Source organism: Saccharothrix sp. CB00851 (genome assembly GCF_001905065.1).
Lineage (GTDB): Bacteria > Actinomycetota > Actinomycetes > Mycobacteriales > Pseudonocardiaceae > Actinosynnema.
Genome location: NZ_LWLC01000027.1, coordinates 25,260 through 39,771, shown reverse-complemented (window position 1 = coordinate 39,771; position 14,512 = coordinate 25,260). Strand labels below are relative to the sequence as shown.

Sequence of the window (14,512 nt, the reverse complement as noted above, 5' to 3'; positions counted from 1 at the left end):
CAGCGGCGTTGCTCGCAGGAGCCCTGACCTTAACACTGTCCGCCGCAACCGGCACCAGTGCGCCTACCACGTCGACGACTCTAGTCGACGCCCAGTCCGCACTGGACGAGGACCGCAAGTACATCGTCGAGACGACGGCCGACATGATCAAATCAACGGGTACCGACCCAGTCACCTTCGACGAATGCGACCGGAAGCACGATGGAACAGAGCCTCCATTCTGGTTCAAGAACAAGTACAACGTGTGCCGCGGAACGGACCTCGAAGTCGAGTATTACGTGCTGGAAAACGGTCAACTGAAGTACGTCGGCAGCAGCTTCTACCTCCGCACCTTCATCGGGGTGGCCCAGGATGGCGACAACAAGATCGCATTCGGTGTCCGACTGATCCACTCACACGATTTCCTCACGACCCACAAGGACACCACCTACCTATCGTTCCAGGTCGCCTGCGAAAATTCCGACCCGACCAGGCAAAGTGACTGCTCGATGACTCCGGCATTCGAGGAGAAGTCGGTGCGGCAGTGGGAACAGGTGGGGCCAGCGGGCGTGTGGTTCACCGCGAATCTGACGACGACTTCCGTCCCGCCCGACAAGTACGCCGCCGAAAAAAGGGGCTTCTTCACCTTCAAACTGATCACCACCGCTGTCCCGCCGACCGGTGTCCCAGCCACACAACACGGCCCGACGGAGAAAATTCGCTGCGACGAGGCCGATTACGTGAGCGGCAGCAAATGCGTATTCGAGAACGTGATCTCCTCACTTTCGCTCGACGCCGACGATCCAACTTATGGCGAGTCGGCCAGATTCATCAGGGACGCCCAGGTCGACATCACCTTGACCAAGCCGGGAATCGCCGGAAAGAAGGTGCCCGGACGATGGGTCCAAGGCGGGGAGCCATTACGTCGATTTTACAGCAAGTACGACACCCAAAACGACCAGAAGGGCTCACGCGACAAAGTCCGCCGCACTTGTCAGATATACTGGGGAGTCGATTACACCATCAACGAGCACGGCGAGTTGAGACAATGTGACGAGTATCCATTCGCTTCTACCTACGAGAATGCCGCCAGAGTCAACGAGGACAGCGCGTTGAGTTACGCGGTCCGGCCGATCAACGCCCTGCACAACGAGACGGCTGGGCAAATTTACGGTGCGTGGCTGACAAGAGACCACATCCTCGACGGCGACCCCTTCTACGTCATCATCCGATGAAAGGCGGCCCACCGGGTGCGCCTCTACGCTTCCCGGCGGGCCGCTTAAGTCTCGCCGGATGCAGGTACAGCGGCGGTCGCCGTGCTCTCGGGCAGCGAGATACCACGACACCTGCCACGATTCACCTGCAGCGACTCCCCTGGCGCAGCAAGCACCGGCCAATCGGTCAATACCCGCTCATGAACATGCGAGTGTGTTTCGGCAAGGAGATTTGTTGCCAGCAAGTGGTCAAGCGGCCATGTCCCAGTCATGTGGCGCGGAAGCGATCATGTGTCCGCGAGACTGTAGCCCGTACGGTGCCAGCTGGACGTGTTGCGCCAGCGTAGTCGTCGCCGTTGTACCGGTATGGCTCGATCTTGACGACTTGACCGAAGTCGGGTGCGTCGACCATGAGGCCGTTGCCGATGCAGAAGCCGACGTGGTGGATGTTGCCTGGGGTGCCGTAGAAGACGAGGTCTCCGGGGAGGAGGGGTTGTCCGGCGAAGATGTGGGGGCCTGTGTCGTATTGGGTTTGTGCGGTGCGGGGCAGGGTGAAGCCGGCGGCGGCGTAGGCGGCTTTGGTCAGGCCTGAGCAGTCGAAGCCGGTGTGGCCGCCGTCGGGGCCGTTGCCACCCCAGACGTAGGGGAGTCCGCGCATGCCGCAGGCGTACTTGATGGCGGTGCGGGCGATGGGGTTCGGCTTGGGTGTCGTCGCAGTCGCCGGTGCCGGCTGCCGCGGCTTGCGTCCCCTACCTCGTCGAGGGCGTCCGTCCGGTCCTCGTCCAGGTAGTAGTCGTTCTGGTTGATTCGCCACAGCGCCGCCTGTTCCAACGCCTCAGGATCGGTCACCTCGACGTCGACCGAGGCGGTTACCCGCAGCCTGCACCGCGCCGCGTCGGTTCCATGGCCGGGCGGCGGGAGATCCCGTGCACCTTGCTGGGCAAGCATCTTCGGTTCTCCGACACCGATCTGTTGGCCATCGTCCGCGGCGGTGCCCGGGCAGCGCGTAGTGACGTGGGTGCAGCTGGCAGGTCGTCGTCGCGGTCGGGTGGTTTCCGGCGGCGCTGAACACAGATGGGTTGCTCTCTGGCCGGTATGGAGCGTCACTGTGCGTCCGTCCGATTCCCGGACGGACGCACGGATCTGGTGGAAGGCAGGGTTTTCGATGGCATGGGTGGAGAAGCACGGTGAGGGGTTCCGGGTGCGCTACCGGCTGCCCGACGGCGCTTTGGTCTCCGAGAAGGGGTTCGCGACCAAGCGTGAGGCCGCCGACCGGGCGGCGGACGTGGAGTCCGACCACCAACGGAGTCGGGTCGTGGACCCGCGGTTGGCGCAGATCCCGGTCGGTGAGTGGGTGTCGCGGCGCTACCCGCCGTGCGGGGCGACTCGACCCTGGGGTGGTCGCCGATCAAACCGCACATGCACTTCCACGACCTGCGCCACACCCACAAGACCTGGATGATCGAGGACGGCGTGCCGGAAGTCCTGCAACACAAGAGGATCGGACACAAGTTCCGCGGCGTCATGGGCGTCTACTCCCACGTCACCCGCCCGATGATCGACGCCATGCTCGCCGGACTCCAAGCCCGGTGGGAGCAGTATGGGAGCAAAACCCTGTGACCTCTTCGGAGCGGCAAATGTAGTCAAGATCTTTTGCTCCCATTTTGCTCCCACGAACGACCAACGGCCTGCAGACGAAGATCGTCTGCAGGCCGTTGACCAGGTAAAACACATTGTGGGCGATACTGGGATCGAACCAGTGACCTCTTCGGTGTGAACGAAGCGCTCTCCCGCTGAGCTAAACGCCCGTATTCAGTTCTCACTCCGCTCTCGCGGTGTGGTCATAGCTTACAACATCATCCCCGCGAACCAAAAATCGGGCTCTGCAACCAGCTCCACTCGAGCCCCACCCAGCCACCTACCAGCGCGAACACACCGAGCAGCCAGCACGTCACGATCACCACGAGGCCGGTGGCCGCCAGCACGAGCCCCTTGACCAAGAGGTTCTGCCGCCTCAGCCACGCCACCCACGCGTCGTAGTAGCGCTTGGCGAACCTCAGCACCCGGCCCGCCCACTCGAACTCGGTGGCCAGGATCGCCAGGCCGGCGAAGACCACCAGCCACCCCGGTCCGGGGTACGGGATCATCAGCACGCCCGCGACCAGCACCAAGCCGCCGACCACGCCGACACCGATGCGGTAGGTCAGGTTCAGCGCGGGATTGCGGCGGAACCGGTGGCGGTGCTCCGCGCCCTTGTCGGTGTCTTCGCGCTGCTCTGTGCTCATACCCACATCATCGCTCATCCGCCGCTCACGCGGGGCCTACCTGGCCGGATGCCAGCACGGCCGACGGCCGCGCGGGCGCCGAACGCCCCGGTTCCAGCGAGAGGCCGAAGCCGTCGTGCCGCCGTGCGTCCGACGACCAGGCGAGCACGGCCACGTCCGAACCGTCCGCCGCGACGTCGAATGTGGCCAACGCCACAGGCCCCGGCGTGCCGGTACCCCACACCACGTAGGTCTGCCGCGTCACGTCGTTGGCCGGCAGGTCCACCGGCATGATTGCGGCGCCTTCGTCACCCGACAGGAGCACGGCCACCGTGTCGCCCGACGTGTTCCGCAGCACGGCCCGGCTCGTATCCGGGTCGGTCGCGATCCGCAGCGCGCGCTCCAGCCGTTCGGCGCGCACGTCCTGCTGCGCGACCCGATCGTTCAGCTGGACGAGCCGCACGCCCGCTACGCCGACCCCGGCCACCACGACGAGCACGGCGGCAGCCACGAGCAGCTTGCGCCCCCACCCGCCGGATTTGCGACGTTGCTCCAGGAGCACCGGCTCGACGTGCTGCTCCTCCCGCAGTTGCGGTGTGTGCTCGATCGCCTCCATCAGACGTGTCCGCAACTGCGGCGGCGGGTCGTACTGGCGGACCGATCCGCCCAGCGCGGCGGTCACCTCCTGGGTGGCGTCGACCGCCTCCCGGCACCGCGCGCACCTCGGTAGGTGGGCGCGCATCAGCGCTTCCTCGTCCGGTTCGAGCACGTGCATCGCATACCCGACCGCGAGCTCCTCGCGAGGGCACCCGTCGTCCCTCCGCTCCCCGGTCACCACTGTGCTCCCGTCGTCCTGTCCGGCGCGTCGCCGCCGGTCTCGCCCGCCCACGCCGAGCGCAACGCCGTGCGAAGCCTGCGGATGGCGGCGAATGTGCGCGATTTCACGGTGCCCAGGGGCAGGCCGGTCAGCGCGGCGACCTCGACCTGGGTGTATCCGCCCAGGTAGGCCAGCGTGAGCACCTGCCGCTGGTCTGCGGGTAGCCCTTGCAGCGCCGCCCGAACCTCCGCACCGACCACACCGGTCAACGCGACGTGATCCGCGCCTTCCGCCGGTGTGACGTTGCGCTCGGAGACCTCGTCAGTCAGGGGGACACTTCGTCTACGCTTGGCGTTCTCGCGGCGGACCGCGTCGACGGCGCGGTGGTGCACCACGGTCATCAGCCAGGTGCCGAAGCCGCCGCGGGAGCTGTCGTAGGCCGCGGGATTGCGCCAGAGGGCCAGGAACGCCTCTTGGACGACGTCCTCGGCCAGGTCGGGATCGACGCAGATCCGCCGGGCGAGCGAGTACGCCGGTTTCGCGTACCGGTCGTAGAGTGCAGCGAAGGCCGTGCGGTCACCCACCGTCACCCGTGCGGCGAGTTCCACGTCGGTGGGACGCGGGCCGGGGTCGCGTCGCGGTGGGGGTGAGTCAGCCACCAGAGAGGTCCTCACGTCCAACATTCGCGCAACAGCCGGTACCGGGTTCAGGTTAAACCCAGCAAGATGGGAGCAGCCTGGCCCAGTGGACACGGAACGCATCGAGGTGGTAGCCCAGTGGAGTTATATGGCCCCAATCGGGTGATAACACACCTCGTGTCGAGCGTTCCTCGCCACATATACGTCACAAGTAGAGAGCTCGGTCGTTCGATTGGCCGGGAAGGGAGAAGAGGGTAACGACGATGCGCAACGACCACGTGACACTCCGCTCAACAGCGGTCTTCGACCTGCTGGCGCCGCGGACCCCGGCCGTCCCGGTGCAGGTGGAGCTTCGTTATGACACGAAAGACCCGTACGCGGTAGTCGCCGCGTTCCGCACCGGCCGTGCCGGGTGGGTGGAGTGGGTGTTCGCCCGCGACCTGCTCGCCGACGGCCTGATCGCCGACGCGGGTGACGGTGACGTCCGAATCCGCCCGGCTGCCGACGACCCCGAGGTCGTGGTGATCGAACTGAGCTCGCCCTCCGGCCACGCCATGTTCGAGGCCTCGGCACAGGAACTCGCCGACTTCCTCGACCGGACCTACGACGTCGTCGTGCCCGGGAACGAGCACCTGTGGGTCGACGTGGACGAGGCCCTGACCCACCTCATCTCCAACGACCTGACGTAAAAGCGCAGGTAGCGGGCCCGCGAGGGGATCAAGGCACCCCCGATTTGATCCCGCTGCGGTCCATGTAATAAAGTTCCTCTCGCACCGGGGAAGACCGGAACGACAGCCCCAAAAGGGAAAAGTTCCCAGAAATCCACGGAGCATGCGGATGTAGCGCAGTTGGTAGCGCATCACCTTGCCAAGGTGAGGGTCGCGAGTTCGAGTCTCGTCATCCGCTCGGCAGAGGGCCCCTTGGGCTCAGGCCAGACTCCTGGGTGCTAGCCTTCAGGAATCATGGCGGAGTGGCCGAGTGGCTTAGGCAAGGGCCTGCAAAGCCCTGTACACGGGTTCGATTCCCGTCTCCGCCTCGGACGATTAGCTCAGCGGGAGAGCACTACCTTGACACGGTAGGGGTCACTGGTTCAATCCCAGTATCGTCCACCATAGATAACCGCAGGTCAGAAGCCCGGTCCTCGATCTTGAGGTCGGGCTTCTTGCATGTCGCGCAAGATCAAAGGCGATGAAAAGGCGATGGCACGCTCGGACGGTAGTGCTCGTAGGTCCGCGACCGTGGCTCGCAGGTGCGGGAATCATCCGATGATTGTGGCCAGCTCGTCGTCGCGCAGCGCCAGCAGCGACCCGCGACACCGGGCTTCGAGGCCGTTGATCAACTGGGCCTTCATGACGCTCGTCACATGGTCGTAGACCCTGGCGATGCCCTTCATCTTGTGCCCGAGCCTCGCCCGGCGTGCGACCTGCGGCACACCGTCCTCGACCATCCACGTCGCGTGGGTGTGCCTGCCCTCGTGGAAGGTGATCCACGGCAGGATCGCCGGAGTGTGACCAGGGGCACCCGGCTCATCAGGCTTGCGTCCGTCCCACGCCGGCCGCCAGAACCGCTGCCGAAAGTTACTCCGACGCAGCAGCGTGCCGTCCGGTGAGGTGAAGACGAACGACCCGTGGCGGCTGTCGAGCAACGTCTCGTAGAACACGGCGATGCTCGGCGACAACACGATGGGCCTTGTGCCCGCCGGGGTCTTCGTCCTCCCCCTCTTGCCTTTCGTACGACGCATGACGTGTCCCACATCTGGCCTTGAGGTAGGGCGCTCGTGTGACACCTCGACTCCCGCCTTGAGCAACTTGCCGTTGATCTCCTTGAGCGGGTAGCGGATGTTGATCGACCGCTCCGCCTCGTCGTACTCGTGCCGCTCCTGCCCGACCAACTCGCTCCACCGGCCTCCGGTGTAGAAGTCGAGCAGGCACAGAGTGAACCCGGACAGACCCATCTCCGACTCGTACAACCTCATCGCCGCACGCAGCACCTGCACCGGCGTAGCCAGCAGCCGCTCGTTCTCGAACTCACCGCCGGTGACCCTGACGCCGTAGCACGGGTTGACCGGAATGATCTTCGCCCGAACCCCGGCGTTGAGAATCGTCGAGAAGGTGGTGAAGATCGAGGCGATGCTCGACTCGGCGTACTCCTCGTCGTGCAGCCACGACAGCCACCGCTCGATCTCGACGTAGCCGTTGAAGATGCCGATCATCGGCCATGCCCGCCACCGCGGCAGCAGGTGGTTGTCCAGGTACGACCGGTACTTGATCCTGGTGTTGGGTTCCAGACGCGGCGAGACCGCCTGGTACCAGTCTTCCCCGCGCGAGCGGGGGGTGGTCCGGCACGCGGCGCGGCGGTGAGGGTGTCAGTCACGTCTTCCCCGCGCGAGCGGGGTAGTCCGTACGGGCTGATGCGGGCGGCGCCCGGCTGATGTCTTCCCCCGCGCGAGCCGCGGTGGCCCGGATCTGATCTCCACGATTCTGGGGATCGACATGGTCTTTCTCCGCGCGAGCGAATGCGAGCCATCCGTCCTCCCATCAGGTGACATCGGCTCGTTCGGATCGCACCAGCTCGACCAAATGCCGAGCGCGTCGCGCACCGATCCGAAGACTCCTGCGCAGCGTCTCGGCCGATATCGGACGTCGGTGCGACTCCCAGTGACGAGCGTCCTCCAATCGAGCCCGTGCAGGAGGTCATCCGCCGCGTCGGACACCACGACATGGTCGTTGGACGCGACGTTCTCCACCACCGCATCGCCCCGGCCACTGACTGCCGTCCCGTTCACCGCCCGCAACAGACCCGGCCCGACCTCCGCCCAACCGATCAGCAACAGCGGCCCGACGGCATCGAATGCGGCCTTGCCGAACTGGCCGGCGACCAGTGGGTCGGCGACGTTCAGCGCCAACGTCACCAGACTGGAGAAGATCAGGAGCCGTCGTGCAGGCTCGAGTTGCTCCCGAGTATCTCCGCACATCGCCAGGTGTCGACTCGCCAGCAGCAGGGCGAGCACCGACAGATCGACAGCCGGCGCCACCAGCGGCGCCACCCGGACCGGCACACCAACCTCAGCGCCAAGCTCAACACGGTCCCGAAGCCGAACACGAACGTCAACCCGACAACCACACCGATGATCACCGTGACCGCCCGGACCACCTGCCGATCGCCGACCTCGCCCGCCATCCCGACGAGCACTGCCCGGCGGTCATCAGAAACCACCACCAGGGGCATCGACCTCAAACCGCCCCTCAACGACCAGCCGCCCGGCAGGAAACGGCTGGTAAGGCGCGAGCAGGTCTGTGCGGTCCCCTGCCGGGGGCACACTCCAGAAGGCTCGCTGAGCAGCACAAACGCCGCCCGGCGGGCCTTCGCCGTGTCCGGCTGTATCCGGCCAAAACGGCCATTTGCGGGCGTCTGCGCCGATGGTGTGCCGACGAGATCCCGTCGTCCTTGATCAAAAATTCGGATCAGGCCCGACCGGCAGTGACCTCGCACGTCACTCCCCGTTGTCCTTAGCGCCGCCTCGACCAGCGCGCGGATGGCGTCGTTGGAGAGCCGCTGAGCACGTGGGCGTAGATCCGGAACAGCACCTCCAGCGAGTGCCCCGCCCACTCGGCGACCTGCTTCGGCGGCACGCCGGAGCTGAACCACAGCCAGACGCCTGCGTGGCGCAGGTCGTAGGGCGACGCGGCCAGATCGGTGGCCACCGGCTCGGGCGGCAACACCTTCTCCCTGGCCTTGCGCCACGCCCGCAGGATCGTCAGCTTGGGCAGCCCGCCGCCTGAAGCTGGTCGCCCACGCCCTGAACGAGCCCGACGTTCAGAAGGACCGCCGTGTGACTGTCTACAGCACCTCGACCCGATTGGTACCCGCCGAGCAGCACTGCTTTGATCGCGTTCGGCGGCTGGTTCAGGCGTGGGGTCGCACCTCCGGTGTCGGGCCTTGGTGCTGATGCGGTTTGAGCAGGGGTTCGACACGAACGCACCTACCGTTGTCAGTGGTTGTGGCTGGGTATCTGTGCCACCCCTCGCTCCAAGCCAATCGGTAGAGCGAACGCGGCCACAACGGCAGTCGCATCGCCTCCCACCACTGCACCGCGGCCAGGACCGCGATGCCAAGCGAGCACAGCGCGGCGATGTCGACGGGTTTCTGGGTCATGCCGATGACGGCGTTGCCGATGACGGCGACGCCGGACAGGAAGGCAGTGGCCCGATCGCGTCGCACTAGCGAGGCTCCGATGATCAGCGTCAACACCCAGGTGAACAGCCAGACATAGCTCTCGGCGTTGTGCATGGTGACGTGTTGCACTGAGATCGCGATGGTCGTGGCGACGATCAGTTTCAACAACGCTAGACGCACGGCGCCGATCGGGTGATCGGGAAGTTCCTCGAACCGCTCTGGCGGCCACGGCACCCAGGACTGGCCGCTCCGTCGTCGCTCCTCGCTTCTGGGCAGGTACACGCCGACGTACCACCAGCGTGGCTTTGTACGTCAGAAGTGACCGCGGATGTCGGTCAGTGGTGACCGCACCGGATCTCGGCGAAGGTGTGTGTCGGTGAGATTTGACCGCAGGGGGTTGCTTGCGGTGGGAGGATCGGTGTGCTCCGGACGAGGGAGTCGGAATGCCTCCGACCTCGAAGGTCGACTTGTACGCGGCGATCCGCCGTGATGCCCGTGAGGGCTTGTCCCAGCGTGCGCTGGAGCGCAAGTACGGGGTCGGGCGCCGGACGGTGCTCAAGGCGTTGGCCTCGGCCTGGCCCGAGCCGCGCAAGCCGTTGCCGCCCAGGCCGTCGAGGCTGGATCCGTTCAAGCCGGTGATCGACGGGAGGCTGCGGGCGGATCTGGGTGCGCCGCGCAAGCAGCGGCATACCGCGAAGCGGATCTTCGACCGGCTGATCGACGAGCACGGCATGGCGGAGGTGTCCTACCAGATGGTGCGCGGCTACGTCGCGATCCGCAGGTCGGAGATCAGGGTGGAGGCGGGGCGGGCGCCGGTGGAGGTGTTCGTGCCGCAGACGCACCGGCCGGGTGCGGAGGCGGAGGTCGACTTCGGCGAGGTGACCGTGCGGCTGCGCGGGGAGCAGGTGGTGCTGTTCCTGTTCTGCCTGCGGATGTCGTTCTCGGGCAGGGCTGTGCACCGCGTGTTCGCCTCGGGTGGTCAGGAGGCGTTCTTCGAGGGGCACGTCCACGCGTTCAGGGTGCTGGGCGGGGTGCCGACGGGCAAGATCCGGTACGACAATCTCAAGGCCGCCGTCGCCCAGGTGCTGGGGTTCACCCGGCAGCGGGTGGAGACCGAACGCTGGACGGCGTTTCGTTCCCACTGGGCCGTGGACCCCTACTACTGCCGGCCGGGTGAGCGGGGAGCGCACGAGAAGGGCGGCGTCGAGGGGCAGATCGGCTGGTTCCGCCGCAACCACCTGGTTCCCGTCCCCGAGGTCGACTCGCTGGCCGAACTCAACGTCCTGGTCGACCAGTGGGACGCCGCCGACCAGCACCGCCGGATCGGGTCGCGGGTCCGCACGATCGGTGAGATGTTCGCCGTCGAGGCGCCGCTGCTGCGGCGATTACCGGTCGAGCCGTTCGAGACCGGACGCTGGTTCGCCCCGCGCGTCGACCGCTACGCCCAGGTCAGCGTCCGCACCAACCGCTACTCGGTGCCGGCCAGGCTGATCGGCCGGCAGGTGCGGGTGCTGCTGCACGCCTCCGAATTGGTCGTGTTCGACGGCCGCACCGAGGTGGCCCGGCACGAGCGGCTGCTCGCCAAGGGCGGGGTCCGCCTGGACCTGGACCACTACCTGGAGGGGCTGCTGCGCAAACCCGGCGCGCTGCCCGGTGCGACCGCGTTGGAGCAGGCGCGGGCGGCGGGCAAGTTCACCCCGGTCCACGATGCCTGGTGGTCCGCAGCCCGCAGGGCCCACGGCGAACGCGACGGCACCCGCGCCCTGATCGAGGTCCTGTTGCTGCACCGGCACATGAGCCACGACCACGTCGTCGCGGGCCTGGCCGCCGCGCTGAACGTCGGCGCGCTGACCGCGGACGCGGTCGCCCTGGAAGCCCGCAAGGCCGCCGAACTCGACCAACCCGACACCACCCCGGCCGACGTCCCGCCGCCGGTGAAGGTCACCTCCCTGACCCAACGCCGACTGGCGCAGCTGCCCCCGGACACCCGGCCGCTGCCCTCGGTCGACGCCTACGACCAACTGCTGCCCAGCCGCCGCGTCACCCGACCCGACGGACAAGAGGGGACGAGCCAGTGACCGTTCACCGTCACCGCGGCCTGACCGAGCAGGCCGCCGACGCCGCCGTCGACCAGGCCTGCCGGATGCTGCGCCTCCCGACGATCCGCTCCCAGTTCCCCGACATGGCCGACGCCGCGGCCCGGGACCAGATGTCCTATCGCGGGTTTCTGGCCGAGCTGCTGATGGCCGAGTGCGACGACCGCGCCCGCCGCCGCTCCGAACGCCGCATCAAGGCCGCCGCGTTCCCCCGGGAGAAATCGTTGCGGGCCTTCGACTTCGACGCCAACCCCACCGTCGACCCTGCCGTCATCCACACCCTGGCCACCAGTGACTGGGTCAAGAAGGGGCTACCGCTCTGCCTGATCGGCGACTCCGGCACCGGCAAGTCCCACCTGCTCATCGCCCTGGGAACCGAGGCCGCGATGGCCGGGTTCCGGGTCCGCTACACCCTGGCCACGAAGCTGGTCAACGAGTTGGTCGAGGCCGCCGACGACAAGATCCTCACCAAGACCATCGCCCGCTACGGGCGTGTCGATCTCTTATGCATCGATGAACTGGGCTACATGGAGTTGGACCGCCGCGGCGCCGAACTGCTGTTCCAGGTCCTCACCGAGCGCGAGGAGAAGAACTCGGTCGCGATAGCGTCCAACGAGTCCTTCGCCGGCTGGACCAAGACCTTCACCGACCCGCGTCTCTGCGCCGCCATCGTCGACCGGTTGACCTTCGGCGGCAACATCATCGAGACCGGCAGCGACTCCTACCGCCTCGCCCAGACCCGCGCCCGAGCGCACCCGGGCACCTGACCGGCACGGCGTGGCTATCGTCGAAGCATGCGGCAGGACTGGTACTGCGACGAAGTCATTCCAGGCGCGGTGAAGGTTGAGGTGCTCGTCCGGACCGACAACACGCTCGCGTTCCGTCCACCTCTGCCCGGCTTCGGAACCGATCACATCATCGTGATCCCCACACGACACGTCTCGTCGTTGCTCGACCTCGACGACCACTTGGCCACGGAGTTGATGACCACCGTCAAGGAGGTCGCCGCACGGGCCGTTGACCAGCACGGCGGTTGCCAGGTACTCACCACGCTGGGCAACGAACAGCACAACAAGCACCTCCACTGGCATGTCGCGGTCGGCGAGGGAGTCGCCCGGTTCATCCCAAGCCCTGACATCGCCCCGAACAGCCCCACAAGTGCGGTCAAAAGTCACCGACATTGATCATGCGTTTGATTGGCAACTGCGGTCAGAACTGACCGACACCCGCGGTCAGTTCTGACCTACGTAGCCAACCAGCGCTTGCGGGCAATCTCGTCCTCACGCCGCAACACCCACCGTAGTCCGGAGGTGCACACCACGGCCATCACCAACGTGAGCATCGCGGAAACGTCGCTCATGGGAACTTCGTACGACTCGACCGTCACCACCACTGCCGCTGGCACCCACAGCAACACGAAGAGGGCGCCCCAGAACACCGGACGTGGCACGGCCGCCAAACCCCCACGTCGTGCCGTCCACCACCACACCAAGATGGGTGCGCCTCCGACGAGCAGCCCCCACCAGCTCATGCCCGACATCATCGACAGGGTCAGCAGCGCCAGCGCTAGTAGCGTGTCGCTGCTTAGTTGTGATGCCAGTGGCTGGGAGGCTGTTGTCCGGCAGGGCCGTTCCCTGCCGGACAAGGACTGGTGTGGTGGTGTCGCAACTGAAGCGGCCGGTCAGGTTGTCGGCGCGGGATCGTGAAGAGTTGATCCGGTGGACCACGACAGGTGTGCATCCGGCGTCGTCGATCATGCGGGCGCGGGTGTTGCTCGCGTTGGACACCTCGGTGGGCGAGCCTGATCCGAAGGAAGTGATCGCGGCCCGGCTCGGGGTCTCGGGCGAGACGCTGCGGCTGGTCGCCAAGCGGTTCGACGAGACCGGCGGTGATGTGCTGGCCACGATCTCGCGCAAGAAGCGTGCTCTTCCGCCGGTGCCGTCCCCGGTGACCGGTGAGGTCGAGGCCCGGCTGATCGCGCTGGCGTGCTCGCAGCCGCCGGCAGGGCATGCCCGGTGGTCGTTGCGGCTGCTGGAGAAACACGTCCAGCTCACCGAGGACATCCCGAACCTGGACCACTCGACCATCGGCCGGGTCTTAAAAAAACGGAACTGCGTCCGTCGCACACCGTAGGCCGGACTTCCGTGGACGAGTTGCGGCGGCACGCTGGAACTTCCCTGCTGCTCTCTCCGAGAGGCGGAAGACGAAGCCCGCGACCTCCACAGACGCGGCCCCAAAGCTGGTGCCCGCCGGGCGGCGGGACGCCTGTGGGGTTCCAGATCTCTGCACTGATGCGCTGAGCTGCGGTGATCGCACAGAATCAGCCGTAGGAGCATGATCGTGGGGTGTGGCGCTACGACTGCTGTACCTGATCTTCGTCCGGCTCATTGGCTGGCTGGTCCTGCTCGGGCGATCATCGGCGGCCAAGGACGTGGAGCTGCTGGTGCTGCGGCACGAAGTCGCCGTGCTATGTCGGGTCAGTCGCCGCCCGCGGTTGGACTTGGCTGATCCGCGCGGTGTTCGCCGCGTTGGTCCGACGGTGACAGACCGCGAAGGCACGCTCGACCGACGGAACCGACCACAGTCAGCGCGCCTCCAGTTCGGCGGCCAGCGGCCCGCAGGCAAGGTAGTTGGCCACCATGTGGAAATCGAACGCGTGGATCACCGAGGTGTGGTCGACGGTCACGCCCGCGAACCGCGACGAGACTCCACCGGACGGAATCGCGACCAGGTCGCCTGGGTCGGCGATGTTCACCCAGCGTCGCACGTTCGGGGGACGTGAGCCCAGACCGTCGACCGGAGCGGGCGCGAGTCGGGAGAAGACAGCGTGAGGGACTGCCAAGGGAGACCCAAGAGTGACGAGGAGGTCGATCTCCAGATCATCCTGCTGCCACAGGGTTTCATACGCTACGACACTTCCCAACGAGTGCGCCAGCACGACGGACGGTCGGTGTTCTCGGATCGTCGTGGCAACTGCCTCGCGGCTGGCTTTGCGGGCCTCCGGTGTGTGCAGGTAGTGGGCTACCTCACGGCAGAACTTCTTGATGAACAGTTCCACCAGACGCGGCGCGAGCTTGCGGCGCTCCGCGATCCAAGCCAGGACCTGTCGGACGGGGAAGGTTCCCCAGCCCTGCGCGACGGACGGCGGCACGTCGAACTGGTCCACCAGCGCGAACAGCAAGTCCAACGCCTCAGGAGTCAGGCCGTCCTGCTCCCCCTGTCGACCAGGGATGCCCAGGTGGTCGGCGTAGTACGCGACGGTCAGGTCCACCGGCGTCGGACAACCTCGGGCCAAGGCACGACTCCAGATTGCGGCCAACTGGTCGCG

At 66.5% G+C, this 14,512-nt stretch carries 14 protein-coding genes, 4 tRNA genes and 2 pseudogenes; 10 read left to right on the top strand and 10 right to left on the bottom strand.

Annotated features, from left to right (window positions below):
- Positions 1 to 8: 8 nt before the first annotated feature.
- Entirely contained in the window at positions 9 to 1,214 is a 1,206-nt protein-coding gene (locus tag A6A25_RS25310; RefSeq protein WP_158073814.1) for a NucA/NucB deoxyribonuclease domain-containing protein, read from the top strand.
- A gap of 247 nt (positions 1,215 to 1,461) precedes the next feature.
- Here the strand turns inward: A6A25_RS25310 and A6A25_RS25305 are convergent.
- A pseudogene (locus A6A25_RS25305) lies at positions 1,462 to 1,930 on the bottom strand (C40 family peptidase); the annotation flags it as partial.
- A gap of 613 nt (positions 1,931 to 2,543) precedes the next feature.
- On the opposite strand from A6A25_RS25305, the gene A6A25_RS25300 reads away from it, so the two are divergent.
- Positions 2,544 to 2,813: a tyrosine-type recombinase/integrase gene (locus A6A25_RS25300; RefSeq protein WP_073893966.1), complete on the top strand. Its 270-nt coding sequence runs from the start codon at positions 2,544 to 2,546 to the stop codon at positions 2,811 to 2,813.
- Positions 2,814 to 2,929: 116 nt separating this feature from the next.
- Here the strand turns inward: A6A25_RS25300 and A6A25_RS25295 are convergent.
- The 4 genes from A6A25_RS25295 to A6A25_RS25280 form a co-directional block, all read right to left on the bottom strand.
- Positions 2,930 to 3,001, bottom strand: a tRNA-Val gene (locus A6A25_RS25295).
- Between the two features lie 48 nt (positions 3,002 to 3,049).
- Positions 3,050 to 3,478, bottom strand: a complete 429-nt coding sequence (locus tag A6A25_RS25290) for a TIGR02611 family protein (protein WP_073893963.1) — start codon at positions 3,476 to 3,478, stop codon at positions 3,050 to 3,052.
- A gap of 25 nt (positions 3,479 to 3,503) precedes the next feature.
- Positions 3,504 to 4,292: an anti-sigma factor gene (locus A6A25_RS25285; RefSeq protein WP_143193393.1), complete on the bottom strand. Its 789-nt coding sequence runs from the start codon at positions 4,290 to 4,292 to the stop codon at positions 3,504 to 3,506.
- Positions 4,289 to 4,933 (bottom strand): RNA polymerase sigma factor, encoded by a 645-nt coding sequence (locus tag A6A25_RS25280; protein ID WP_241828904.1) that lies wholly within the window; start codon positions 4,931 to 4,933, stop codon positions 4,289 to 4,291. Before A6A25_RS25280 ends, A6A25_RS25285 begins: the two co-directional genes overlap by 4 nt.
- Positions 4,934 to 5,175: 242 nt before the next feature.
- Between A6A25_RS25280 and A6A25_RS25275 the strand changes: the two genes are divergently transcribed.
- From A6A25_RS25275 to A6A25_RS25260, 4 genes are all read left to right on the top strand, one after another.
- Positions 5,176 to 5,601, top strand: a complete 426-nt coding sequence (locus tag A6A25_RS25275) for an SsgA family sporulation/cell division regulator (RefSeq protein WP_073893954.1) — start codon at positions 5,176 to 5,178, stop codon at positions 5,599 to 5,601.
- Between the two features lie 144 nt (positions 5,602 to 5,745).
- Positions 5,746 to 5,818: transfer RNA gene (locus A6A25_RS25270), tRNA-Gly, on the top strand.
- A gap of 58 nt (positions 5,819 to 5,876) precedes the next feature.
- Positions 5,877 to 5,948: transfer RNA gene (locus tag A6A25_RS25265), tRNA-Cys, on the top strand.
- A 1-nt stretch (position 5,949) separates the two neighbouring features.
- Positions 5,950 to 6,024 (top strand) — tRNA-Val (locus A6A25_RS25260).
- Positions 6,025 to 6,170: 146 nt separating this feature from the next.
- On the opposite strand, the gene A6A25_RS25255 is transcribed toward A6A25_RS25260, so the two are convergent.
- The 4 genes and pseudogenes from A6A25_RS25255 to A6A25_RS25240 all read right to left on the bottom strand — a co-directional run bounded on the left by A6A25_RS25255 (position 6,171) and on the right by A6A25_RS25240 (position 9,370).
- Positions 6,171 to 7,124 (bottom strand): tyrosine-type recombinase/integrase, encoded by a 954-nt coding sequence (locus A6A25_RS25255; protein ID WP_241828903.1) that lies wholly within the window; start codon positions 7,122 to 7,124, stop codon positions 6,171 to 6,173.
- A 325-nt stretch (positions 7,125 to 7,449) separates the two neighbouring features.
- Positions 7,450 to 8,092: pseudogene (locus A6A25_RS43320) on the bottom strand (hypothetical protein).
- 329 nt (positions 8,093 to 8,421) lie between these two features.
- A complete protein-coding gene (locus A6A25_RS25245) occupies positions 8,422 to 8,634 on the bottom strand; it encodes a hypothetical protein (protein WP_073893951.1) in 213 nt (70 codons plus the stop codon).
- Between the two features lie 184 nt (positions 8,635 to 8,818).
- The gene (locus tag A6A25_RS25240; protein ID WP_143193391.1) at positions 8,819 to 9,370 is read right to left on the bottom strand and encodes a hypothetical protein; all 552 of its coding nucleotides are present in this window, start codon (positions 9,368 to 9,370) and stop codon (positions 8,819 to 8,821) included.
- 161 nt (positions 9,371 to 9,531) lie between these two features.
- On the opposite strand from A6A25_RS25240, the gene istA reads away from it, so the two are divergent.
- From istA to A6A25_RS25215, 4 genes are all read left to right on the top strand, one after another.
- Positions 9,532 to 11,166 (top strand): IS21 family transposase, encoded by a 1,635-nt coding sequence (gene istA / locus A6A25_RS25235; protein ID WP_073893945.1) that lies wholly within the window; start codon positions 9,532 to 9,534, stop codon positions 11,164 to 11,166.
- Positions 11,163 to 11,951, top strand: coding sequence for an IS21-like element helper ATPase IstB (gene istB / locus A6A25_RS25230; protein ID WP_073893942.1), 789 nt, complete (start codon positions 11,163 to 11,165; stop codon positions 11,949 to 11,951). Before istA ends, istB begins: the two co-directional genes overlap by 4 nt.
- Before the next feature lie 27 nt (positions 11,952 to 11,978).
- Positions 11,979 to 12,368 (top strand): HIT family protein, encoded by a 390-nt coding sequence (locus tag A6A25_RS25225; protein WP_073893939.1) that lies wholly within the window; start codon positions 11,979 to 11,981, stop codon positions 12,366 to 12,368.
- A gap of 475 nt (positions 12,369 to 12,843) precedes the next feature.
- Positions 12,844 to 13,317: a helix-turn-helix domain-containing protein gene (locus A6A25_RS25215; protein ID WP_241828902.1), complete on the top strand. Its 474-nt coding sequence runs from the start codon at positions 12,844 to 12,846 to the stop codon at positions 13,315 to 13,317.
- A 451-nt stretch (positions 13,318 to 13,768) separates the two neighbouring features.
- Here the strand turns inward: A6A25_RS25215 and A6A25_RS43315 are convergent, their stop codons facing one another.
- Positions 13,769 to 14,455, bottom strand: a complete 687-nt coding sequence (locus tag A6A25_RS43315) for a serine peptidase (protein WP_143193390.1) — start codon at positions 14,453 to 14,455, stop codon at positions 13,769 to 13,771.
- Positions 14,456 to 14,512: the final 57 nt, after the last annotated feature.

Bases quoted from the DNA above. Each gene is read 5' to 3' on its own strand.
- A6A25_RS25290 (WP_073893963.1), bottom strand. From the start codon at position 3,478: ATGAGCACAGAGCAGCGCGAAGACACCGACAAGGGCGCGGAGCACCGC.
- A6A25_RS25275 (WP_073893954.1), top strand. From the start codon at position 5,176: ATGCGCAACGACCACGTGACACTCCGCTCAACAGCGGTCTTCGACCTG.
- A6A25_RS25255 (WP_241828903.1), bottom strand. From the start codon at position 7,124: ATGATCGGCATCTTCAACGGCTACGTCGAGATCGAGCGGTGGCTGTCG.
- istA (WP_073893945.1), top strand. From the start codon at position 9,532: ATGCCTCCGACCTCGAAGGTCGACTTGTACGCGGCGATCCGCCGTGAT.
- A6A25_RS25225 (WP_073893939.1), top strand. From the start codon at position 11,979: ATGCGGCAGGACTGGTACTGCGACGAAGTCATTCCAGGCGCGGTGAAG.